Genomic DNA, 17,214 nt, shown 5'->3' with positions numbered 1-17,214 from the left:
CAAATGATTTACAATGAAATTTCACAAAGGGGAAAAACAAAAAACGCGCCCTATAAGACTAAGGACGCGGTTATATGAACATTTAGACCTGTACGTTACTGTTTTCAGCTTTTTTGCGGCCAAATAACTGATCCACTGCCAGAAAACGTCCACCGACAAGCGCTTGCTGAAGGCTGGTGAACAGAATCAGCAGATCAAATTCAATCGAGCCAAAAGGCTGTCCTTTTTTAGCGGTTAGCAATACACCAATCATAACAATGGTCAATGCCGCTCCAGCCAGTCGTGTTCCGATACCCAGAACCAGTGCAATTCCTCCAACCAGCTCAACCGTAGCGACCACAGGGGCCATCCAACCAGGGAGTCCAATACTTTGGAAGAAGCCGGAGGTTCCGTCTAATCCCTGAAACTTTTGTGCACCGTGAACGATAAAAATAACCCCTGTAAAGATTCGTACCAACAATAATCCAATATTCATAAGCGTTTGATTCATTTGCTCATCTCCTTTTAAATTGTATAAAAATCCTGCAATAAACTACATAGTGTAGTGTATTGCACATTGAGAATCGGGAGCGCGAAAAGCGCCACCCGTAAGAAACATCTTGTCCAACTAGATTAGCGCCAGTGCGAACATAAGTGTCAGCATCACTAGCACATAGCTGGAAAACATAATCGAACGCCAAGGCATTTGAATGACCGGTTCTTGCTGAGGGTCTAAAATACGTGAGATACGATAATTAATGGACGTTTCTGCAAACGAGGAACAAGCGGCGGAGTTTACCAGGCGAGTATTGGCAGGCGTCATACTCAAAAGCTTGAGCAATGCGCTCCCAATCCCAACGGGTGAACCAGCTCGATGGATCGCTTCGTTATCAGCCAAAATTTCACGGGCCGTCTTATAATGATTGGTAATGTGGCGCAGCACCGGCAAGTAAAACAGCTGTTTAGCACACACTTGCAGCAACCAGGTCTTCAACGGATCATAATGTTTCATATGATAGGCTTCGTGGTATATGACAGCCTCTTCCTCGTGCTTGTCCAGTACGGACAATAGTGCAGAGGACAATACAATGCGTGGCTTCCATAATCCCATGGTAAAGGCGGCTGGCTTGGCATAATCAATGACCCATATCCGATCGGTCCCGAGTTCACGATATCGCTCACCCAGTGCTTCGGTCAGCGCAAGATCTCGCATTCGGTGCAGTCTGCGAAAAGCTGCCCTGGTAGCCATACACTGTCTGACTGCTTCTCCTCCAGCAATAGCAAAGGTAACGAAAACCAGCCCGCTGAGCGCATCTACCATGTAGCCAATTCCGTAGTGCTGCAACAAACTTCTGCAAATTTGAAACACGTTATAATTCAATTTCCAGCCGAAAACATGCTGCCCGGCGTACATACCCATCTGTATAAGGGCGAAACCCGAAATCAAGGCGCCTGCTGTAAACAGTAATTTAGAACGTGTTTTCCACATCGCTACATATCCTTTTTCCATTGTTTAATTTTTTGTTCCAGACGTTCGATCAACTTCGGATCGGCCACCTCCAGAGCATCAATCATATGATTGACAGCAAGCGGGCCAAATTCATCCACCAATTCGTGACTGAGTCCCTTGGATTGCTCATCCATGAACTCTTCCCTACTTAAAACTGGACGATATAAAGACGTTCTCCCACGTATACTCTTACTCAGTATTCCCTTGTCCACTAAACGGTTCATCACGGTCATTACCGTATTGAAGTTAAAGTCCCGATCCCCCTCCAACGCGGTCTGCACTTCTTTGATACTCCGATCCGAAGTGGACCATAAAATATCCATTATCTTGGCTTCCAGAGGCCCGAAAAATCGGTTAAGCCCGGTTTCGCCAGCTTTAAAATTCAGTCGTTTCATAAGAAGCACCTCACACTACCGATTGTAGTGTATATATCCGGCTAAAGTCAACCGTCACACCTAATGTCAGTTTCTTCATGGAATCATATACAAACCGCCGAATGTCTCCATCCGGCGGAAATTCATCGGTATTCATAACTTTCAGGTCAATCTGCCAATCTGTATCCTACACCTCTTACGGTTGCAATATATTCAGGTTCCGCAGGTCGATCATCTAGCTTCTTGCGCAAACTTTTGACATGCACATCTACAACGTTACTGCCGCCTACAAAATCCGTCTCCCAGATATCGTGCATCATTTGCTCGCGAGAGATCACTTTGCCTTGAGCATCAATCAGCTTGAGCAGCAAATCGTATTCTGTTTTAGTCAGATTCAGTTGACTCTCTTCTTTATATACCAGCATTTTATCTCGGTCAATCCAGAGGTCCTTGAACACCGTACGACGGCTGGCTTGCGCTGCCTGACGGGAAGCGGCAGGATGGCGTACAATCATCCGTTCAATGTCATGCACCATATGATTGGAAGCCAGCGGCCACACCAGCACCTCTTCTGAAGGAAGCAGCTCATTCGCATGTACAGACACCCGATCCTGAACCACGTACATAACCGGTGTGTCTTTCATGTGTTCTACCTCCAGACGATTGCGGATATCCAGTAATTCACTCTGTGGTTCGGTGGCGGTCAAATCGTAAATCAATAGATCGCTTCCCAGATGACGCTGCACTTCAGGCTCCCAGCGATGAAATACCATCACATCAAAACACGCATCTGACAACGTACGCACCAACCCGTGAACTACACCCGGTACCGAACTGATTAGAATGATACGACGTGTGGTCGGACAATACAAAGGCTCATTGGAGGGAACGGTCTGCACCGTAGGTGTAGAGGGAGCTGCTAACATCGATGTCCAACTACCCTTCACCCTTCTAGGCATGTCAGCCACTTTGAAACGATTCGTTATCTGATTCGCTTGCTTTGACATTCCTTACACACTCCTCCGAATACGACATGGGCATGGGCAATATTATACCCCGTTTCATGCGCAACCGTGTCAATCCAATCATGTGGGACTTCACTCATCACTTCATCTACCCGGCCGCATACCTGACAAATAATATGCTGATGATCGTCCATCCGTCCGTCATAACGACTAGCAGCTTCCCCCAGCTTCAATTCACGGATTAATTCCTTATCCGTCAAATAACGCAGTGAATTATATACCGTTCCATAGGCCAGATTATATCCGCGCTCCATCAACCGATTCATAACATCGGCCGCAGTAGGATGATCGTGGGCTTCACGAACCACATCATATACCGCTTGGCGCTGCGAAGTTAAATTTAAAGTTCTCATACCGCATCTCCCTTAACCAACGCAGATTATATTAATTACAAACTTACAATCATAATAAAAATCAATTTAGAATAAGTATAAATCTTAATTTATTTCAAGTCAATGGGATCGGATAAATTGAACAGCTTTGCAACACAATGTATACATGGTACATCTCAGCTCATACACATAGGAGGAATATTTTATGAAAATACTGTGGATATTCACACTCTTTATGATGCTTATGCTCGGCACCAATCTGCTAGTGAACTGGCTATTCAGTACTCATACCCCGTGGGAATCGATGGCATTGGCTTTTAGTACTATGCGTCCATCCGAATATATCGTCTTGGCAGGAATGCTGCTTGTATTCTTTGTGACCGTGGCAAAAAAACAAATTAAATACGGATTTCACTTCCTCTTTTCACGATGGTCCCGTTTTCTGAAAGTTTCCGCTTCTTCCTCGGGTTCTAACTCTGCTTCGATGCAAAAGAGCGGCCAAAAAGAGCAGCAAGGGAAAGATGTAAACAAATAACGGATGAATATAAATAAACGATAATCGTCCAAGAGAAAGATGCTCAATCATGCTGGGTGTTTGTACCTGTGACCACAGTAAGACAATGATCCCGACAAAAAGTAGTGTTTTCCGGTAGGGGAGGTTAAAAATATCGGAGATCCCGAGCACCGCAGCATAGAAGAACAGGGCAATTTTAAAAAAATCGCCCACAATCATCGTCATCAGAACAATCACATCCAGACGCTGTAAATATTCTGAAAACTGTACATTCCCAAATGTGCTGAGTAAAGGAAAGATGGAGCGCTGTGCAATGTCAGTGCCCATAACAGCCACATTTAGTATTGCGGCTTCAGCTAAAACGAAACCACCTACGATAATGCCCGCATAGCCTGTTCTGGCCATCTGCGACGTTTTTTTCAAATGGGGCACGAACATCATAAAACAAATCATTTCTGCGTATGGAAATGCCAAGTGTTCCCGAATGGCTGAATGAAGCACAGATTTAAAGCCATGCTCCATCACCGGCGTCAGCTCATGCAGATGAATGCTGTCCGATAAAATCAACAGTACATTCCCCACAAAAATGACGGTCACCACTGCAATAAGCATGATTTGTCCTGTTCGAGCTAATACTTCAAATCCTAACCAAAGGACATACATTACGCACAAAACCATAAGGAAGGCAACGACCAGGTTGGGCGTTTGCTCCAGTACGGAAATACGAATCAGCTCTGTCTCATCGCGCAAATTCCCACCTGTTAGAAATAAAAAAAATAAAATATATAATACTCCCATGACTGTTCCACATGTATGACCGACCAATTCACTAGCATAGGTTGTAAGAGGCTTACCAGGGAACGTTTCAGCTGTGTAGCAGTACATTCGGAACAATACCATCCCCAGAATCATAGCAACGAGTTGAATAATCCACGTGTCCCGCTCCATATAACTATCCATATTAATGGTGACTGCGTTGCCTGTAAGAAAATGAAACATAAGAATGAGCAATTGCCCCGTGCTGATGTATGTTTTGTTTTCAAGACGATGACTCACGAGGCATACTCCTTTCTTTTTTTGTTGCGAAACTTTTTCAGCCATGACACCATAAGCAACAAGAAAGGAAGGAACACAGCAAATACCGGAAACACCCATTTCAGTACAAACTCGCCTGTTGCAAGATGTTCTTGATAGCCCTGAGCCATCAACACGCAAGAAACAAGCATGATAAGCCCAAACGGCAGAATCAGTTTATGGTATGAAACACGTAATACATCTTCAGCAGCCTTAACCGCTGCATAATAGAAAATAAAAATTTTGAAAAAATCAAAAATAATGACAGTCATGACCCCAATTACATCCACTCTATCGACGAAATCTGATATTTCCACCTTGCTGATCATAGAAAGCAGCGGGTAAGTGGCCCGTTTGAATACGTCCTCCCCAAGCACAACCACATTTGACAGTGTAACAAAAGACAGGATTGCGCCTCCCAACAATACAGCGGTGACCCCAACCCCGTTGGCACGGTAGCCTTTCTTTAATGTGGGAAGGATCATCGCAAACGTGACCATCTCACCGTATGGCAACATCAAGGCTTGTGAATAGACAACCTCCCATATCGGCTGCCAGCCATGCTGGGCAATAGGCAATATATTGCTCATATGAACAATACCTGACAATAAAATCAAGATATTCGTAGCGAAGCCCAGCAGCAGCAGCAAGAATAAAAGCATAAGTCCCGTCCGGCCTGCGACCTCAATTCCCAAATGCATCACATACATCACAAGACCAATCATCAGGACACAGACGATAGTTAACGGCGTATGCTGTAATGTCCGGTCGGCAATCAGTATTCCAGTATCTCGAAGATCGCGTGCTCCGCCGTAAAGAAAAAACACAATATATAAAAAGGCAAGCATGCTCCCAGCAGTTTTGCCCAGAAGCACCTTGCAGTACTGTGTCATGAGTAGGTCGGGAAAGTGGCGGTGAAGGCTGCCGTAGCATAGAAAAAGTAGGGCTCCCAAACCTGCGGCGATAAGAATAGCAATCCACGCATCCTTGCCCGCATCTCTTCCGGGAATAGACATCATGGACGTCCCCAACTCAAACAGCATCATCAGGGAAATCATCTCTTTTGCGTCGATTTGTATCTTTTTCAATGCCTTCCCTCCTTTCCCGATTTCACTGATTGGACTCTCCTTTTGAATAAGGGCTAGTCCGTGCCTGTGTATGCTTCAGTACCGAAGTCACCTGAACACGAACGGTGCTTTCTGCAAAATAGCGGTTCCACTCAGGTGAGAGTTTTTTCCACTGTTCAGGATGGCTTTTCTCCAGTGCATGGCCTAGGCCGAGTACATCACTGCGACTACGCTGAACCTCCTTAACCGTTGAAGTAATCACTTTTTTTGTTTCTTCTCCCCACTGTTTCTGCAAGCTATACATAACCTCTGGACTTTTTAAGTCAATCGAGCACTCGGCTTCCTGAATCGTCCCGGTCTGCTCCAAATTAATAACAAATACCGGCTTCCCTTGCTCGATCAGACTGTGTACATGTGTTTTAGAATACAAGGTTTCGATTCCAATGATTTCACCTTTTTTGCCGCAGCTCAACGCGGTTTCAGCACTTTTCACTTTATTGTTTACTATAGATAATCCAATAGCTCGGTTATCGTCCAGCCAATGGACGAGACGATCCTTACGGAACACACCCATACCGTTAATGCGAACAACCGCTTCGGGCAAAATAGTATCCACGTTAGCCTTAAGGGGAGCCTGCTCCAAATTACCTTCTACTTCTACACCAGTAAGGACAGGCCCACTACCTTTATTGGACATACTCCGGATAACATCGTCTAGACTCACTGCGTAATCCCCGGCGTACATACGCTGGGACGCTTCTAGCTTACCCGAGATATCATTAGCAGGAATACGACCGATTGCAGTCATGGATGCCAGTACGTTCTTGGCCGTTTCACCACGTGCTACCAGCATTTTCATCGTTAGTCGGGGCTCCGCAGCCCTTTCCAAATAATCCAACGTATCCCCGATACCACGTCGAGCCAGCTTTTCTCCAAAAACGACAATCCTCGCATGGGCCAGAGAAACTACCCGCGGAATCTTCTGTGAAGCTTTGCGAATCACTTGAAAAAGGTTGCTTCCCTTTTGCTGATACAGCACAACTGGGGTATTTCCTCGGGCTTTAGCCCCGGCAATTTCATCCGCTACGATAATCTGTAGTGAAACCACATAATCGGATTCACCATCCGCATCAATGCCTATAGCCGCGACTACTGCCCGCTGGTTCAACTCCACTGAATCCCAGCAGCCAGAGAGAAGCGGCATGACTAGTAGCCCCACCAAACTCAGCATCCATATTCTCCATTTAAAGGTTACTGTGCTTCGTTCACTCTCCTTCTCCAGATGCACCCTGAGCGCCCCCCTCCCGCATTGGTGAAGTTTTATCGGAAGGGGAAATCCCGCTTCCATCCTTCATTCGTGTCTGATTTGTTGATGTAATACTTTTAGGACGTTTCCGCATCATCCAAAACGGCATTCGCAATACCGCATCCTTTTGACTCTCCAGCACAAAAGGACTGAAAGGGGCCATGTAGGGCACCCCAAAAGAGCGAAGACTGTTCATATGGGCGATCAGCGCAATGAGCCCCAATGTAATGCCATACAGCCCCATAAATGCAGCCAGCACCATAAAAACAAACCGGAACAGTCTCCCGGCTACCGCCATGTTATATGTCGGAATCGCGTAGCTGGCAATTCCCGTCAGCGCTACTACAATCGTGAGTAGCGGGGTGACAATTCCAGCCTCCACAGCCGCTTGTCCCAATACAAGCGCACCGATAACGGATACCGTTTGTCCGCCCACACGGGGCATTCGAATACCTGCTTCTCGCAAGATTTCAAAGGTGATTTCCAAAATAAACGCCTCCAGAAATGCCGGAAAAGGAACGGATTCTCGCTGCGCTAGTATGCTAATAAGCAGTGGGGTTGGTATCATTTCATAATGATAAGTGGTTAAGGCGATGTAGAGAGAAGGCCCCAAAATTAGAATAATAAAGCTGATATAACGGATGACTCGGATGACAGTTGCCATGTCATAACGTTCCGAATAATCGGAAGAACTTTGAAAAAATTGAGCAAATACAGTGGGCATCACCAGTACAAATGGATTTCCATCGACGATGAGTGCCACCCGACCCTCCATAATGTTGCTGCTAATCGTATCCGGTCTTTCCGAGTTATAGATCGTTGGAAATGGTGTGAGATTTTGGTCCTGTATCATCTCTTCTACCATGCCAGATTCAAATATGGCGTCAATATTGATGGCTTTAACCCGTTTGCGAACTTCATCTACGACACTAGAATCTGCAATATTTTTCATATACAGTATGGCCACATTCGTGAGGGACGTACTTCCCACTTTGAACATCTCCATCGTAAGATCGGAGCTTTTAATCCGCCGACGTACAAGAGAGACGTTCGTGAACAGGGATTCCACAAATCCATCCTTCGGCCCCTGGACGACAGACTGTGTGGAGGGCTCGTTAACCGCCCGCGTCTCTCCTCCGCGTGTGCCGCATGCGATGGTTTTTTTACAGCCTTCCAGCAGAATGATCGTATCTCCCATCAAGAGTTGTTCCATCATGGAATTCCAATCATCGCAATCCTTTACTTCACCCAGTTCCAGCGCATGAGCCTGTATCCGATTGTAAAGCTCTTCTGCACTTTCTACCTCAGCAGCCACCTCGGCAGATGGGCGGCTAAGCAATGATTTCATGACGAGCTCATTCACTGTATCCGTCTTGACCATACTATCTAGAAATACAATGGCGGCAGGGACATCCGCCTTTAGTCCGACATTAAAACGGCGAATCAAGAAGTCTGGGCTGTTTGACGTCGATTCCTTAATTTGCTGTAAGTTGGTATCCAAATGAGCCTCGATCTTTAAAGAACGTGAAGAATTTTCTTTATTCTTGTCCGCACCCGACTTTTTATTATGTTTGCGATAGGGATAGCGAATCATGAGCAAACCTCATCTCCAGTAAGGCAGCAATAGATACCGCCCATTTTTCCTTATTCTTGTATCTTTGGAGTATGCTCAATCTATTCCCAGTTATGCACCAAACACGTGGACGAAACGTTATATGCGCACCCGCGTAATAAATTTCAATAAATTCTTCATTTGCAAGCTTAATGTCAGTTTTTTTGATAAAATGAAGAAATATGCCTCTCGGGAGGGTTAGCATCTTGTTCAGTACGTTTTTTGTAAATACCTGTATCCTTGTCACCTTTTTGTACATAACCGGCCTTATATCACAAAGATATAAAATCCGGCTGCACACCTTGAAGCGTAAGATACATTGGATTGGAGGTGCCCTTTTTGGGTGCTACGGCATTGTTATGATGTACTATTCAATTCCAGTAGGATTTAATACGATTGCCGATCTTCGTCATCTGGCCATCGTAGCTACCGCCACTTACATCGGCGGCCCAGCAGCGCTCATGGCTACCCTGTTTGTATGTGTAGGTAGATTACTGCTGTTTGGTATCAACACTCAAGCCATTGTAGGCGCTATTTTTATGATGCTCGTTGGCCTGGGGTGCGCTTTATTGTCACATCTGTCCTGGTCACGTTTACCCAAGCTGATGATTATGAACGTTTTTGCTTTGGGCATTATATTCTGTCCTCTTATGATTAATTTGAAAAATCTTGATGATGTTCTGCACGTGTATCCGCTCCAATTCTTCATTTCCATGGTCGGCGGATGTCTTCTGTACCTCATTGCTGAATCTATCAACACATCCAATGAGCTGTTACTTCGACTGGAGCATACATCCTACACAGACCATCTCACTAATTTAAGCAACAGAAGACAGCTTGAGTTTTCATTGGAAGAGAAGCTCCCTCAAGCTCGCCAACGTCATGAGCACTTATCTGTACTGGTGTTGGATATTGATCACTTCAAGGAAGTCAACGATACCTACGGACATGCGGCAGGAGATGCAGTGCTGCGCCAGCTTGGGCAGATTTTAATGGAAAAATGTCGTCCTAATGATGTAGTCACCCGCAGCGGGGGGGAAGAATTCACTGTGCTTTTACCGAATTGTGCTTTTCGACAAGCGCTGCGCATAGCTAATCAGATTCTAAGTGGAGTAAATCAGCACGAGTTTATTTTAGCGGACGATCTTGTTCTTAAAATCACCGTGTCCATCGGCGTGACGACCTTTCCTGGTACCGGGGAAGATATGTCCGGGGCAGCCCTGCTGGAGCAGGCAGATAAAGCACTATACGAAGCTAAAAATGCAGGGCGTAACCGGGTTTGCTCATATGAAATATAATTTGAGGCATGACCATTTCATAGAAATAGCCGATACAACCCTCTCTTGAGAGTCGTATCGGCTATTATCATTTTGAATCTTCATTATGATTGCATTTCTCCACCACGAGTGATGTACGATTGGCAAGCGAAGCCAGCGTATGGGACCCCCATACTTCTAGCATACGTCGTTCGCTCTCGGCTAAAATTTCGGATACGGCTATCGCCAACTCCTCACAAAAAGGATTGGTTTCCGGTTCATGCATCATACCCGGGAAAATCGGATCACATATTTCAATGGCGTGATATATATCGGCAAGTGTAATATGGTCGGCCGAGCGGGTAAGCACATAGCCTCCCTCACGACCTTCGCGTGCTGCAATCAAATCTGCCTGTACAAGTCGCGTCAGCACCCTGCGCACCAAAGTGACTTCGCAGTCAATGGAACGGGCAATTGAACCGCTGGCACAGAGTTCTCCGTGCTTTTCCAAATAGACAAGCGCCTTTACCGCCACCCCAAGCCATTTGGGCGTTGCGGTGCGTAGTCGTTTTTCACTATTCAAATGAGATGACACCCCTAAGCTGTAGAAACTTCGTTGAATGCATTGTACGTGATGTCAGAAGTAAGTTCAAGCCTGAAAGCCGGAATCCTCTGTAGCATTAGCGCCCAAAGTAAAATGAGCTAGCCGCACTTCTCCGCTCAACAACAGGTATACATCACGTGTGCCAGAGACTGAATGTACCGCTTCCGCGAGCGTAGTCCATGCTTGCGCCCCTCCTGTATTGCCCACGTTCACACGTGCCACAGCTTCGTTGTCCGGCGCATCCAAACGCAGCTCAATTGTGGCATAAGCTTAATTAAGATGATAAAAAGTTCATTTATGAAAGCGTTTTAATAGATCATAGCTAAAAAGGGATACCCCGGCAACAGTACCGAAAACATCCTATACTGGTTGAAAGAGAGACCGCAGCATAAAGACAAAAAAAGTTGTATTTTACCTTCAATATACAAAGCTAAAAATAATATTTTTTGGTATAATCAGGATATATCATGGAAGGAGGAAGCGCTAATGAAAAATACTGGAATGACACGGCCTCTAGATCAATTGGGCCGGATTGTACTCCCTAAGGAAATGCGGACCACAATGGATATCAATATCGGTGATTCACTTGAATTTTTCGTAGATGAAGAAGGGTTTGTACTAAGAAAATACACCGGTGTCTCCTGCAAATTTTGCGGCGCGGTGGATCATTTAACTTATTTTCGCGACAGCTTTATTTGCGCAGAGTGCATCCAGGTATTAAAGACCGATGAAAATGTGCATGCCACAAGCACCGATGCTATCCAGGCTCAAGAAGATTCTAAGCCGACCCGAACCAACACAACCTGGCAACCCAAGCAATCTAGAGTGCAACAAGGTGAAATGGTAAAAAAGCTACGCAAGCTAATTCAGGAACACCCGAACCTGCCACAAAAAGTATATGCAGAAATGCTAGATATTTCTCAAGGCCGGGTGTCCCAGTTGAAAAAGCTACTCTAAACCTTCTCAAAACAATATCCCAAGATCATATACTATGTACTCGCAAGCCTATCATTTTCATCGCAACTACGATGGCCAGATATAGAGTAAGGTGCATATCCGTGGATGTGTCCCTTACTCTGTATCTGGCTTTTTTATGCTGCCTGCTCCTACCAATGTGACAATAGTCACATACTCTCAATGTATACGTATATACAATATATAGATCGAAACAATTGGTTAACACAAGATATCATCAATATGTTGTTTTTGTGAAAAATATATATATTTTACTATATGGAGGGTTTTACGATGAAGGTGCTGGAGGAACATCAATTATACGACATCGGCGAGCGGGTCATTGGGGCACAAGATCTGGACATGCTGCGGGAGAATGCAAATTTGAATGGAGAATCGTTCAGCGGCAAAATGAGCAAGCTTGGGTCCGAGTATGCCAAATGGTATGCGCGCCTGCGGGTACTTCCGCCTGAACTGACGAACGCGATTGACCACGGGTATGTATATGTTCACGATTTGGACCAATATGCACTCGGAACTACAAATTGTATCTTTATCCCTTTTGGTCGTTTACTGCGAGACGGCTTCAATACAGGCAACGGCTCTGTGCGCACACCGCAAACGATTATGTCTGCTATGGCACTAGTCGCCATCATATTCCAGTCTCAGCAAAACAGCCAATTCGGAGGTGTCTCTGCCAATAAAATCGATTGGGACCTTGCCCCATACGTTGCCCGGTCCTTCCGCAAGCATCTGCGCAAGGGACTCCGGTTGTTCGAGGAAGAGATAGAATCCAGTCTGTCTGAAGACGAACTACATATGGCCAATCCCCATTTGCAAGAAGTCTGCCCTCGTTCCTACGCATTCGCACGCGAAGAAACGGAAACGGAAACCCGGCAGGCTGCTGAATCGCTCATTCATAACCTGAACACCATGAGCAGTCGGGCGGGGGGACAGATTCCATTCACTTCACTGAATTACGGAATGTGCACGTCTGCTGAGGGACGGCTTGTTACTCAATCGCTGCTGGAGGCCACTATTCGCGGCTTGGGCAGCGGGGAAACTCCTATTTTTCCACAACATATTTTCCAATGTAAAGAGGGAATCAACCAGGCAGAAGGCGACATCAATTATGATTTGTTCTTACGGGCGGTAGAATGCTCTAGTAGACGGATGTATCCCAATTTTGTGAATGTGGATGCCACCTTCAACCTGCCTTTTTACCGTGCTGATGATCCAGATACCATTATAGCGACAATGGGTTGCCGTACCCGCACCATTTCTGACCGTTTCGGTAGAAACCGGCAGAGTGGCAAGGGGAATCTCTCCTTCAATACCATTAATCTGGTGCGACTTGGCATTGAGTATGGTATTTGCACAGGCAAACGCCTGACACCTGACCGTGATCGCTTTGATGCGAGACTAGAAGAAGTTATGCGCATTGCGGTAGATGGCCTAATTCATCGTTATCAAATCCAGACCAGCCAACCGGCCAAAGCCTCGGACTTTATGATGCGCGAAGGGGTATGGGAAGGTGGAGAACAACTGGCACCAGATGATAAGGTGGGAAGTGTACTAAAGCACGGTACGCTTTCGATCGGGTTCATCGGGCTGGCTGAGTGCATGAAGGCACTATACGGGAAACATCACGGGGAGGATGATTTCGTATACCGCGAGGCACAGCGAATCATCACTTCCATGCGCGTGTATTGCGATCGAATGAGTGAGTACCACAATTTAAATATTACATTGTTCGCTACGCCTGCCGAAGGTCTGTCGGGCAAGTTCACATTGCTGGATCAACGTGATTTCGGGATTATTCCTGAGGTAAATGATCGAGAATATTACACGAATTCTTTTCATATTCCCGTGTATTACACGCTCCCGGCTGCTCGTAAAATCAGCTTGGAAGCTCCGTTCCATAACCTATGCAACGCTGGTGCGATTTCATACATTGAGCTGGACGGTAATGCGCGGAATAACCCGGATGCGTTTCTTAAAATTGTTCAGTATGCGCTGCATCAGAACATCGGCTACTTCTCCATCAACCATCCGGTGGATCGTTGTACGGAATGTGGTTATGAAGGGATTATCGGGACAAGCTGCCCCCAATGTGGCACAGATGAGGAGCACACACACTTTCAGCGCTTACGTCGGGTAACCGGATATCTGACAGGAGATTATACCGTTCGCTTTAATGCCGCAAAACAGGCAGAAGTTCGAGACCGGGTGAAACATAAGTGAATTTGTGTGGCTACATTCCGGAATCTCTGAACGAAGGATACGGCCTGCGCACCGTCGTGTTCATTAGCGGTTGCCGTCATGCCTGTCCTGGATGCTTTAATCCAGAGTCATGGAGCTTCCGTGCAGGCGAGCCATTCACCCCCCAACGACAACAGGAGGTCATTCGTGACATCATGGAAAATCCGTTGTTGGACGGACTGACTCTCTGCGGGGGAGACCCGTTTTTCTCAGCAGCAGAATGCTCGCAATTTGTGCGTGACTTCCGCGAGGCCTGTCCCGACCGAACCGTGTGGGCTTACACTGGCTTTGTCTATGAAGATCTACTCACAGATCCGGAGCGACAGGAACTGGCGCTTTTGTGCGATGTGATTGTGGATGGTCGTTTTGTAGAACAGCAAAAGGACCTGACCCTTCCCTTCCGGGGCAGTCGCAACCAGCGTCTGGTAGATGTGAAAGCCAGTATTCAGGCAGGCTATACCGTTTCATTGACATAAGGCGATGCTTACCCAGCAAGCAAGATGCTATATCTAATCTAAGACAAGCCCCCATCATGGGTAAGGCTTGTCTTTTTTTCATATAGCTAACAGATTCCATTGGAGTTTCTATTGCGCATCCTGTAAGTTTCACTTATGATGGTGAACAAGTATACGAGTGCATAATTATTCGTCATACCTTAACCGCATAGCTTGGAGATAGGTGTCTGTTCTATTCAGATCAGGCTTAAAAGGGAAGCCGGTGCAAATCCGGCACGGTCCCGCCACTGTAAACGGGGAACTTTCAGCTGTTCATATATCCACTGGTCCACAGACCGGGAAGGAATGCTGAGCGTCATGATCCGTAAGTCAGGAGACCTGCCTATTTTAACAACATCGCAAGTACCTACGGAAGATAGGGAGGTGTTAAGAGCAGTCGCCGTATTTTTGATTTTTTAATCACGGAGGCATTCTTTCCCCTACTTATTTTTAACCTTGGGGGGAAGAATGCCTTTTTTGGTACGTAAAAATAAAACAGCTACCCGCTAGGAGGAAAAGTACATGTCCATTATTGAATGGCCTGAATTGTCCGGCTTAATTAGCAGTAATCTGGGATATCCGCGTATCGGCGAAAATCGGGAATGGAAGAAAGCACTGGAACGCTTCTGGAACGGCAGCATTAACGAAAGCGAACTGCAGACGGAAATGAAAAAATTACGGTTGGAGCATCTGAGCAAGCAACGCGATAAGGGGATTGATCGCATTCCTGTCGGAGACTTCTCCTATTACGATCACATGCTGGATACATCTGTGATGTTCGGTCTAGTACCTGAACGGTTCAACTATCGTCCCGCAGGTCCGATTCCTCTGTCCGTGTACTTCGGGATCGCTCGCGGTCAGAAGGGAGCAACCGCCAGTGAAATGACCAAATGGATGAATACCAATTATCACTACATCGTTCCCGAATTGGCAAATGCAGTCCCGGTATTCACTGAAAATAAACCCTTACAGGCTTATCGTGAAGCAAAACAGGAACTAGGCATTGAGGGTAAACCGGTTCTCATCGGCCCTTATTCATTCGTTACCCTTTCCAAAGGCTATGATCGTAAGGAGCTTGCCTCTATTATAAGAACCTTCCTGCCTTTATACACCCGTGTCCTGTCTGAGCTAGCAGCAGAAGGTGTTCAGTGGGTACAAATCGATGAACCTGTCCTGACCACCTCATTCCCAGTAGAGGATCTGGACATTATTCAAGAAGTCTATGAAGCTTTGACCCAAGCTGCGCCCTCCTTAAATATAATGCTGCAAACCTACTTTGGCAGCCTAGATCATTATGAGCGTCTGTCCGCACTTCCGGTACAGGGGCTGGGTCTTGATTTTGTGTATGATGGTGGCGAAAATCTTCAGCATATATTGCAGCATGGCTTTCCTAAAGGAAAAACGCTGGGCGCTGGTGTCATTGACGGACGCAATATATGGCGCAGCGACCTGAACGCTGTAGCTGCACTGCTGGGTCAGTTAGCAGAACAGACCACTGCCGAGCAGCTTATCGTACAGCCATCATGCAGTCTGCTGCATGTGCCAGTCAGCCTGGAGGCAGAGCACAAGCTGGACAAGGAGCTGGTGCAAGCGCTGGCCTTTGCTGATGAAAAGCTAGAGGAAATCGCCATCCTGACAGCTGCACTTGGCAAACACGATCCATCCGCACTCACCAAGCTTGGACAAAGTGCAGATGCGGTAGCCCGTTTCAACAGTTCAGCGGCACGCGTACAGACAACTGCCGATCTGGCCGACCTGTTGGCCAAAGAGCCTCTGTCACGCAGCGTTCCTTTCGCCGAGCGTCGTGAGATTCAGCAAAATAAGCTGAAGTTGCCTCCACTGCCTACGACGACCATTGGTAGCTTCCCGCAGACCGCCGAGATCCGCAAGGCCCGCCTGCACTATCGCAAAGGAGAATGGTCTGCCGAGCAATATCGAACGTTCATCCAACAGCAAATTAAGGAATGGATTGATATCCAAGAGGACATTGGCATTGACGTGCTTGTACATGGGGAATTTGAGCGGACCGACATGGTTGAATTTTTTGGCGAAAAGCTGAACGGCTTTGCTTTTACGCAAAACGGATGGGTGCAGTCCTACGGCTCCCGCTGTGTCAAACCGCCGATTATATACGGAGACGTTTCCTTCGATCAGCCCATGACCGTGGAAGAAACGGCATTCGCCCAATCGTTAACTTCCAAGCCTGTTAAGGGAATGCTTACGGGTCCTGTTACCATTTTGAACTGGTCTTTCGAACGTAATGACATTCCACGTAGTCAAGTTGCTTTACAGTTGGCTCTGGCATTACGGGCAGAGGTAGAGGCACTGGAACAAGCGGGCATCGGCATGATTCAGGTCGATGAGCCTGCAATTCGTGAAGGGCTTCCGCTGAAAAAAGAACAGCAGCAAGCCTATCTGGATTGGGCGGTTCAAGCCTTCCTTGTGACCACGGCCACCGTAGAGCCAGCGACCCAAATCCATACGCATATGTGCTATTCCGAATTTCAGCATATGATTCAGTCCATCTCCGATATGGATGCCGACGTTATATCTATTGAAACCTCGCGAAGCCACGGAGAACTGATTGTCAGCTTTGAAGATCAGGTATACAACAAAGGCATCGGTCTGGGCGTGTACGATATCCACAGCCCGCGCATCCCCGATGTATCTGAAATGCTAAGCATGATCCAGCGTGCCTTGCGCGTACTGCCATCAGATTTGTTCTGGGTTAATCCGGATTGTGGTCTGAAAACCCGCACCAAAGAGGAATCTGTCGCCGCCTTGCGACAAATGGTACAAGCGGCTCAAGCAGCCCGGGCTGCATTGGCTGTATCTAACTAATTTTTTTATC

17 protein-coding genes and 1 riboswitch are annotated in these 17,214 nt (G+C 46.6%); of the genes, 5 read left to right on the top strand and 12 right to left on the bottom strand.

The features are described 5' to 3' along the window. Window positions 1–82 precede the first annotated feature (82 nt). From WA407_RS01940 to WA407_RS01895, 10 genes are all read right to left on the bottom strand, one after another. Complete coding sequence (locus WA407_RS01940; protein ID WP_028540751.1) at window positions 83–490, bottom strand: DoxX family protein; 408 nt, start codon at window positions 488–490, stop codon at window positions 83–85. A 117-nt stretch (window positions 491–607) separates the two neighbouring features. Next, the gene (locus tag WA407_RS01935; protein ID WP_039271684.1) at window positions 608–1,468 is read right to left on the bottom strand and encodes a M56 family metallopeptidase; all 861 of its coding nucleotides are present in this window, start codon (window positions 1,466–1,468) and stop codon (window positions 608–610) included. A 2-nt stretch (window positions 1,469–1,470) separates the two neighbouring features. Next, a complete protein-coding gene (locus tag WA407_RS01930; protein ID WP_039271686.1) occupies window positions 1,471–1,884 on the bottom strand; it encodes a BlaI/MecI/CopY family transcriptional regulator in 414 nt (137 codons plus the stop codon). 10 nt (window positions 1,885–1,894) lie between these two features. After that, window positions 1,895–2,020 carry a hypothetical protein gene (locus WA407_RS01925; RefSeq protein WP_257785376.1) on the bottom strand — a complete coding sequence of 42 codons (126 nt, stop codon included), beginning with the start codon at window positions 2,018–2,020 and terminating at the stop codon, window positions 1,895–1,897. 10 nt (window positions 2,021–2,030) lie between these two features. Continuing rightward, window positions 2,031–2,870, bottom strand: coding sequence for a winged helix-turn-helix domain-containing protein (locus WA407_RS01920; RefSeq protein ID WP_039271688.1), 840 nt, complete (start codon window positions 2,868–2,870; stop codon window positions 2,031–2,033). Continuing rightward, window positions 2,846–3,241: a Fur family transcriptional regulator gene (locus WA407_RS01915; RefSeq protein WP_023990809.1), complete on the bottom strand. Its 396-nt coding sequence runs from the start codon at window positions 3,239–3,241 to the stop codon at window positions 2,846–2,848. Before WA407_RS01915 ends, WA407_RS01920 begins: the two co-directional genes overlap by 25 nt. Window positions 3,242–3,644: 403 nt before the next feature. Continuing rightward, window positions 3,645–4,790 (bottom strand): GerAB/ArcD/ProY family transporter, encoded by a 1,146-nt coding sequence (locus WA407_RS01910; protein WP_336076666.1) that lies wholly within the window; start codon window positions 4,788–4,790, stop codon window positions 3,645–3,647. After that, entirely contained in the window at window positions 4,787–5,896 is a 1,110-nt protein-coding gene (locus WA407_RS01905) for a GerAB/ArcD/ProY family transporter (protein ID WP_336076665.1), read from the bottom strand. Before WA407_RS01905 ends, WA407_RS01910 begins: the two co-directional genes overlap by 4 nt. A 22-nt stretch (window positions 5,897–5,918) precedes the next feature. Further along, complete coding sequence (locus tag WA407_RS01900; RefSeq protein ID WP_336076664.1) at window positions 5,919–7,163, bottom strand: Ger(x)C family spore germination protein; 1,245 nt, start codon at window positions 7,161–7,163, stop codon at window positions 5,919–5,921. After that, window positions 7,141–8,775: a spore germination protein gene (locus tag WA407_RS01895; protein WP_336076663.1), complete on the bottom strand. Its 1,635-nt coding sequence runs from the start codon at window positions 8,773–8,775 to the stop codon at window positions 7,141–7,143. Before WA407_RS01895 ends, WA407_RS01900 begins: the two co-directional genes overlap by 23 nt. Window positions 8,776–8,999: 224 nt before the next feature. On the opposite strand from WA407_RS01895, the gene WA407_RS01890 reads away from it, so the two are divergent. Next, window positions 9,000–10,091, top strand: a complete 1,092-nt coding sequence (locus WA407_RS01890; protein WP_336076662.1) for a GGDEF domain-containing protein — start codon at window positions 9,000–9,002, stop codon at window positions 10,089–10,091. A 67-nt stretch (window positions 10,092–10,158) separates the two neighbouring features. Here the strand turns inward: WA407_RS01890 and WA407_RS01885 are convergent, their stop codons facing one another. After that, window positions 10,159–10,632, bottom strand: a complete 474-nt coding sequence (locus tag WA407_RS01885; protein ID WP_061830466.1) for an Rrf2 family transcriptional regulator — start codon at window positions 10,630–10,632, stop codon at window positions 10,159–10,161. Window positions 10,633–10,698: 66 nt separating this feature from the next. Continuing rightward, the gene (locus tag WA407_RS01880; protein ID WP_268819874.1) at window positions 10,699–10,905 is read right to left on the bottom strand and encodes a carbohydrate-binding protein; all 207 of its coding nucleotides are present in this window, start codon (window positions 10,903–10,905) and stop codon (window positions 10,699–10,701) included. A gap of 234 nt (window positions 10,906–11,139) precedes the next feature. On the opposite strand from WA407_RS01880, the gene WA407_RS01875 reads away from it, so the two are divergent. The 4 genes from WA407_RS01875 (at window position 11,140) to metE (ending at window position 17,204) form a co-directional block, all read left to right on the top strand. Continuing rightward, window positions 11,140–11,610: an AbrB/MazE/SpoVT family DNA-binding domain-containing protein gene (locus WA407_RS01875; RefSeq protein WP_023990816.1), complete on the top strand. Its 471-nt coding sequence runs from the start codon at window positions 11,140–11,142 to the stop codon at window positions 11,608–11,610. A 291-nt stretch (window positions 11,611–11,901) separates the two neighbouring features. Beyond that, on the top strand, window positions 11,902–13,851 hold the full coding sequence (locus WA407_RS01870; protein ID WP_235306589.1) for an anaerobic ribonucleoside triphosphate reductase: 1,950 nt from the start codon (window positions 11,902–11,904) through the stop codon (window positions 13,849–13,851). Further along, a complete protein-coding gene (gene nrdG / locus WA407_RS01865) occupies window positions 13,848–14,345 on the top strand; it encodes an anaerobic ribonucleoside-triphosphate reductase activating protein (protein ID WP_336076661.1) in 498 nt (165 codons plus the stop codon). Before WA407_RS01870 ends, nrdG begins: the two co-directional genes overlap by 4 nt. A gap of 183 nt (window positions 14,346–14,528) precedes the next feature. Then, window positions 14,529–14,724: riboswitch (cobalamin riboswitch) on the top strand. Between the two features lie 161 nt (window positions 14,725–14,885). Beyond that, entirely contained in the window at window positions 14,886–17,204 is a 2,319-nt protein-coding gene (gene metE / locus WA407_RS01860) for a 5-methyltetrahydropteroyltriglutamate--homocysteine S-methyltransferase (protein WP_336076660.1), read from the top strand. Window positions 17,205–17,214: the final 10 nt, after the last annotated feature.

Origin of the sequence: Paenibacillus sp. 203 (assembly GCF_037027525.1) — a bacterium.
Taxonomy (GTDB): domain Bacteria; phylum Bacillota; class Bacilli; order Paenibacillales; family Paenibacillaceae; genus Paenibacillus; species Paenibacillus polymyxa_B.
The sequence above is the reverse complement of the archived record's forward strand: the minus strand, read 5'-3'. Positions and strand labels throughout refer to the sequence as shown.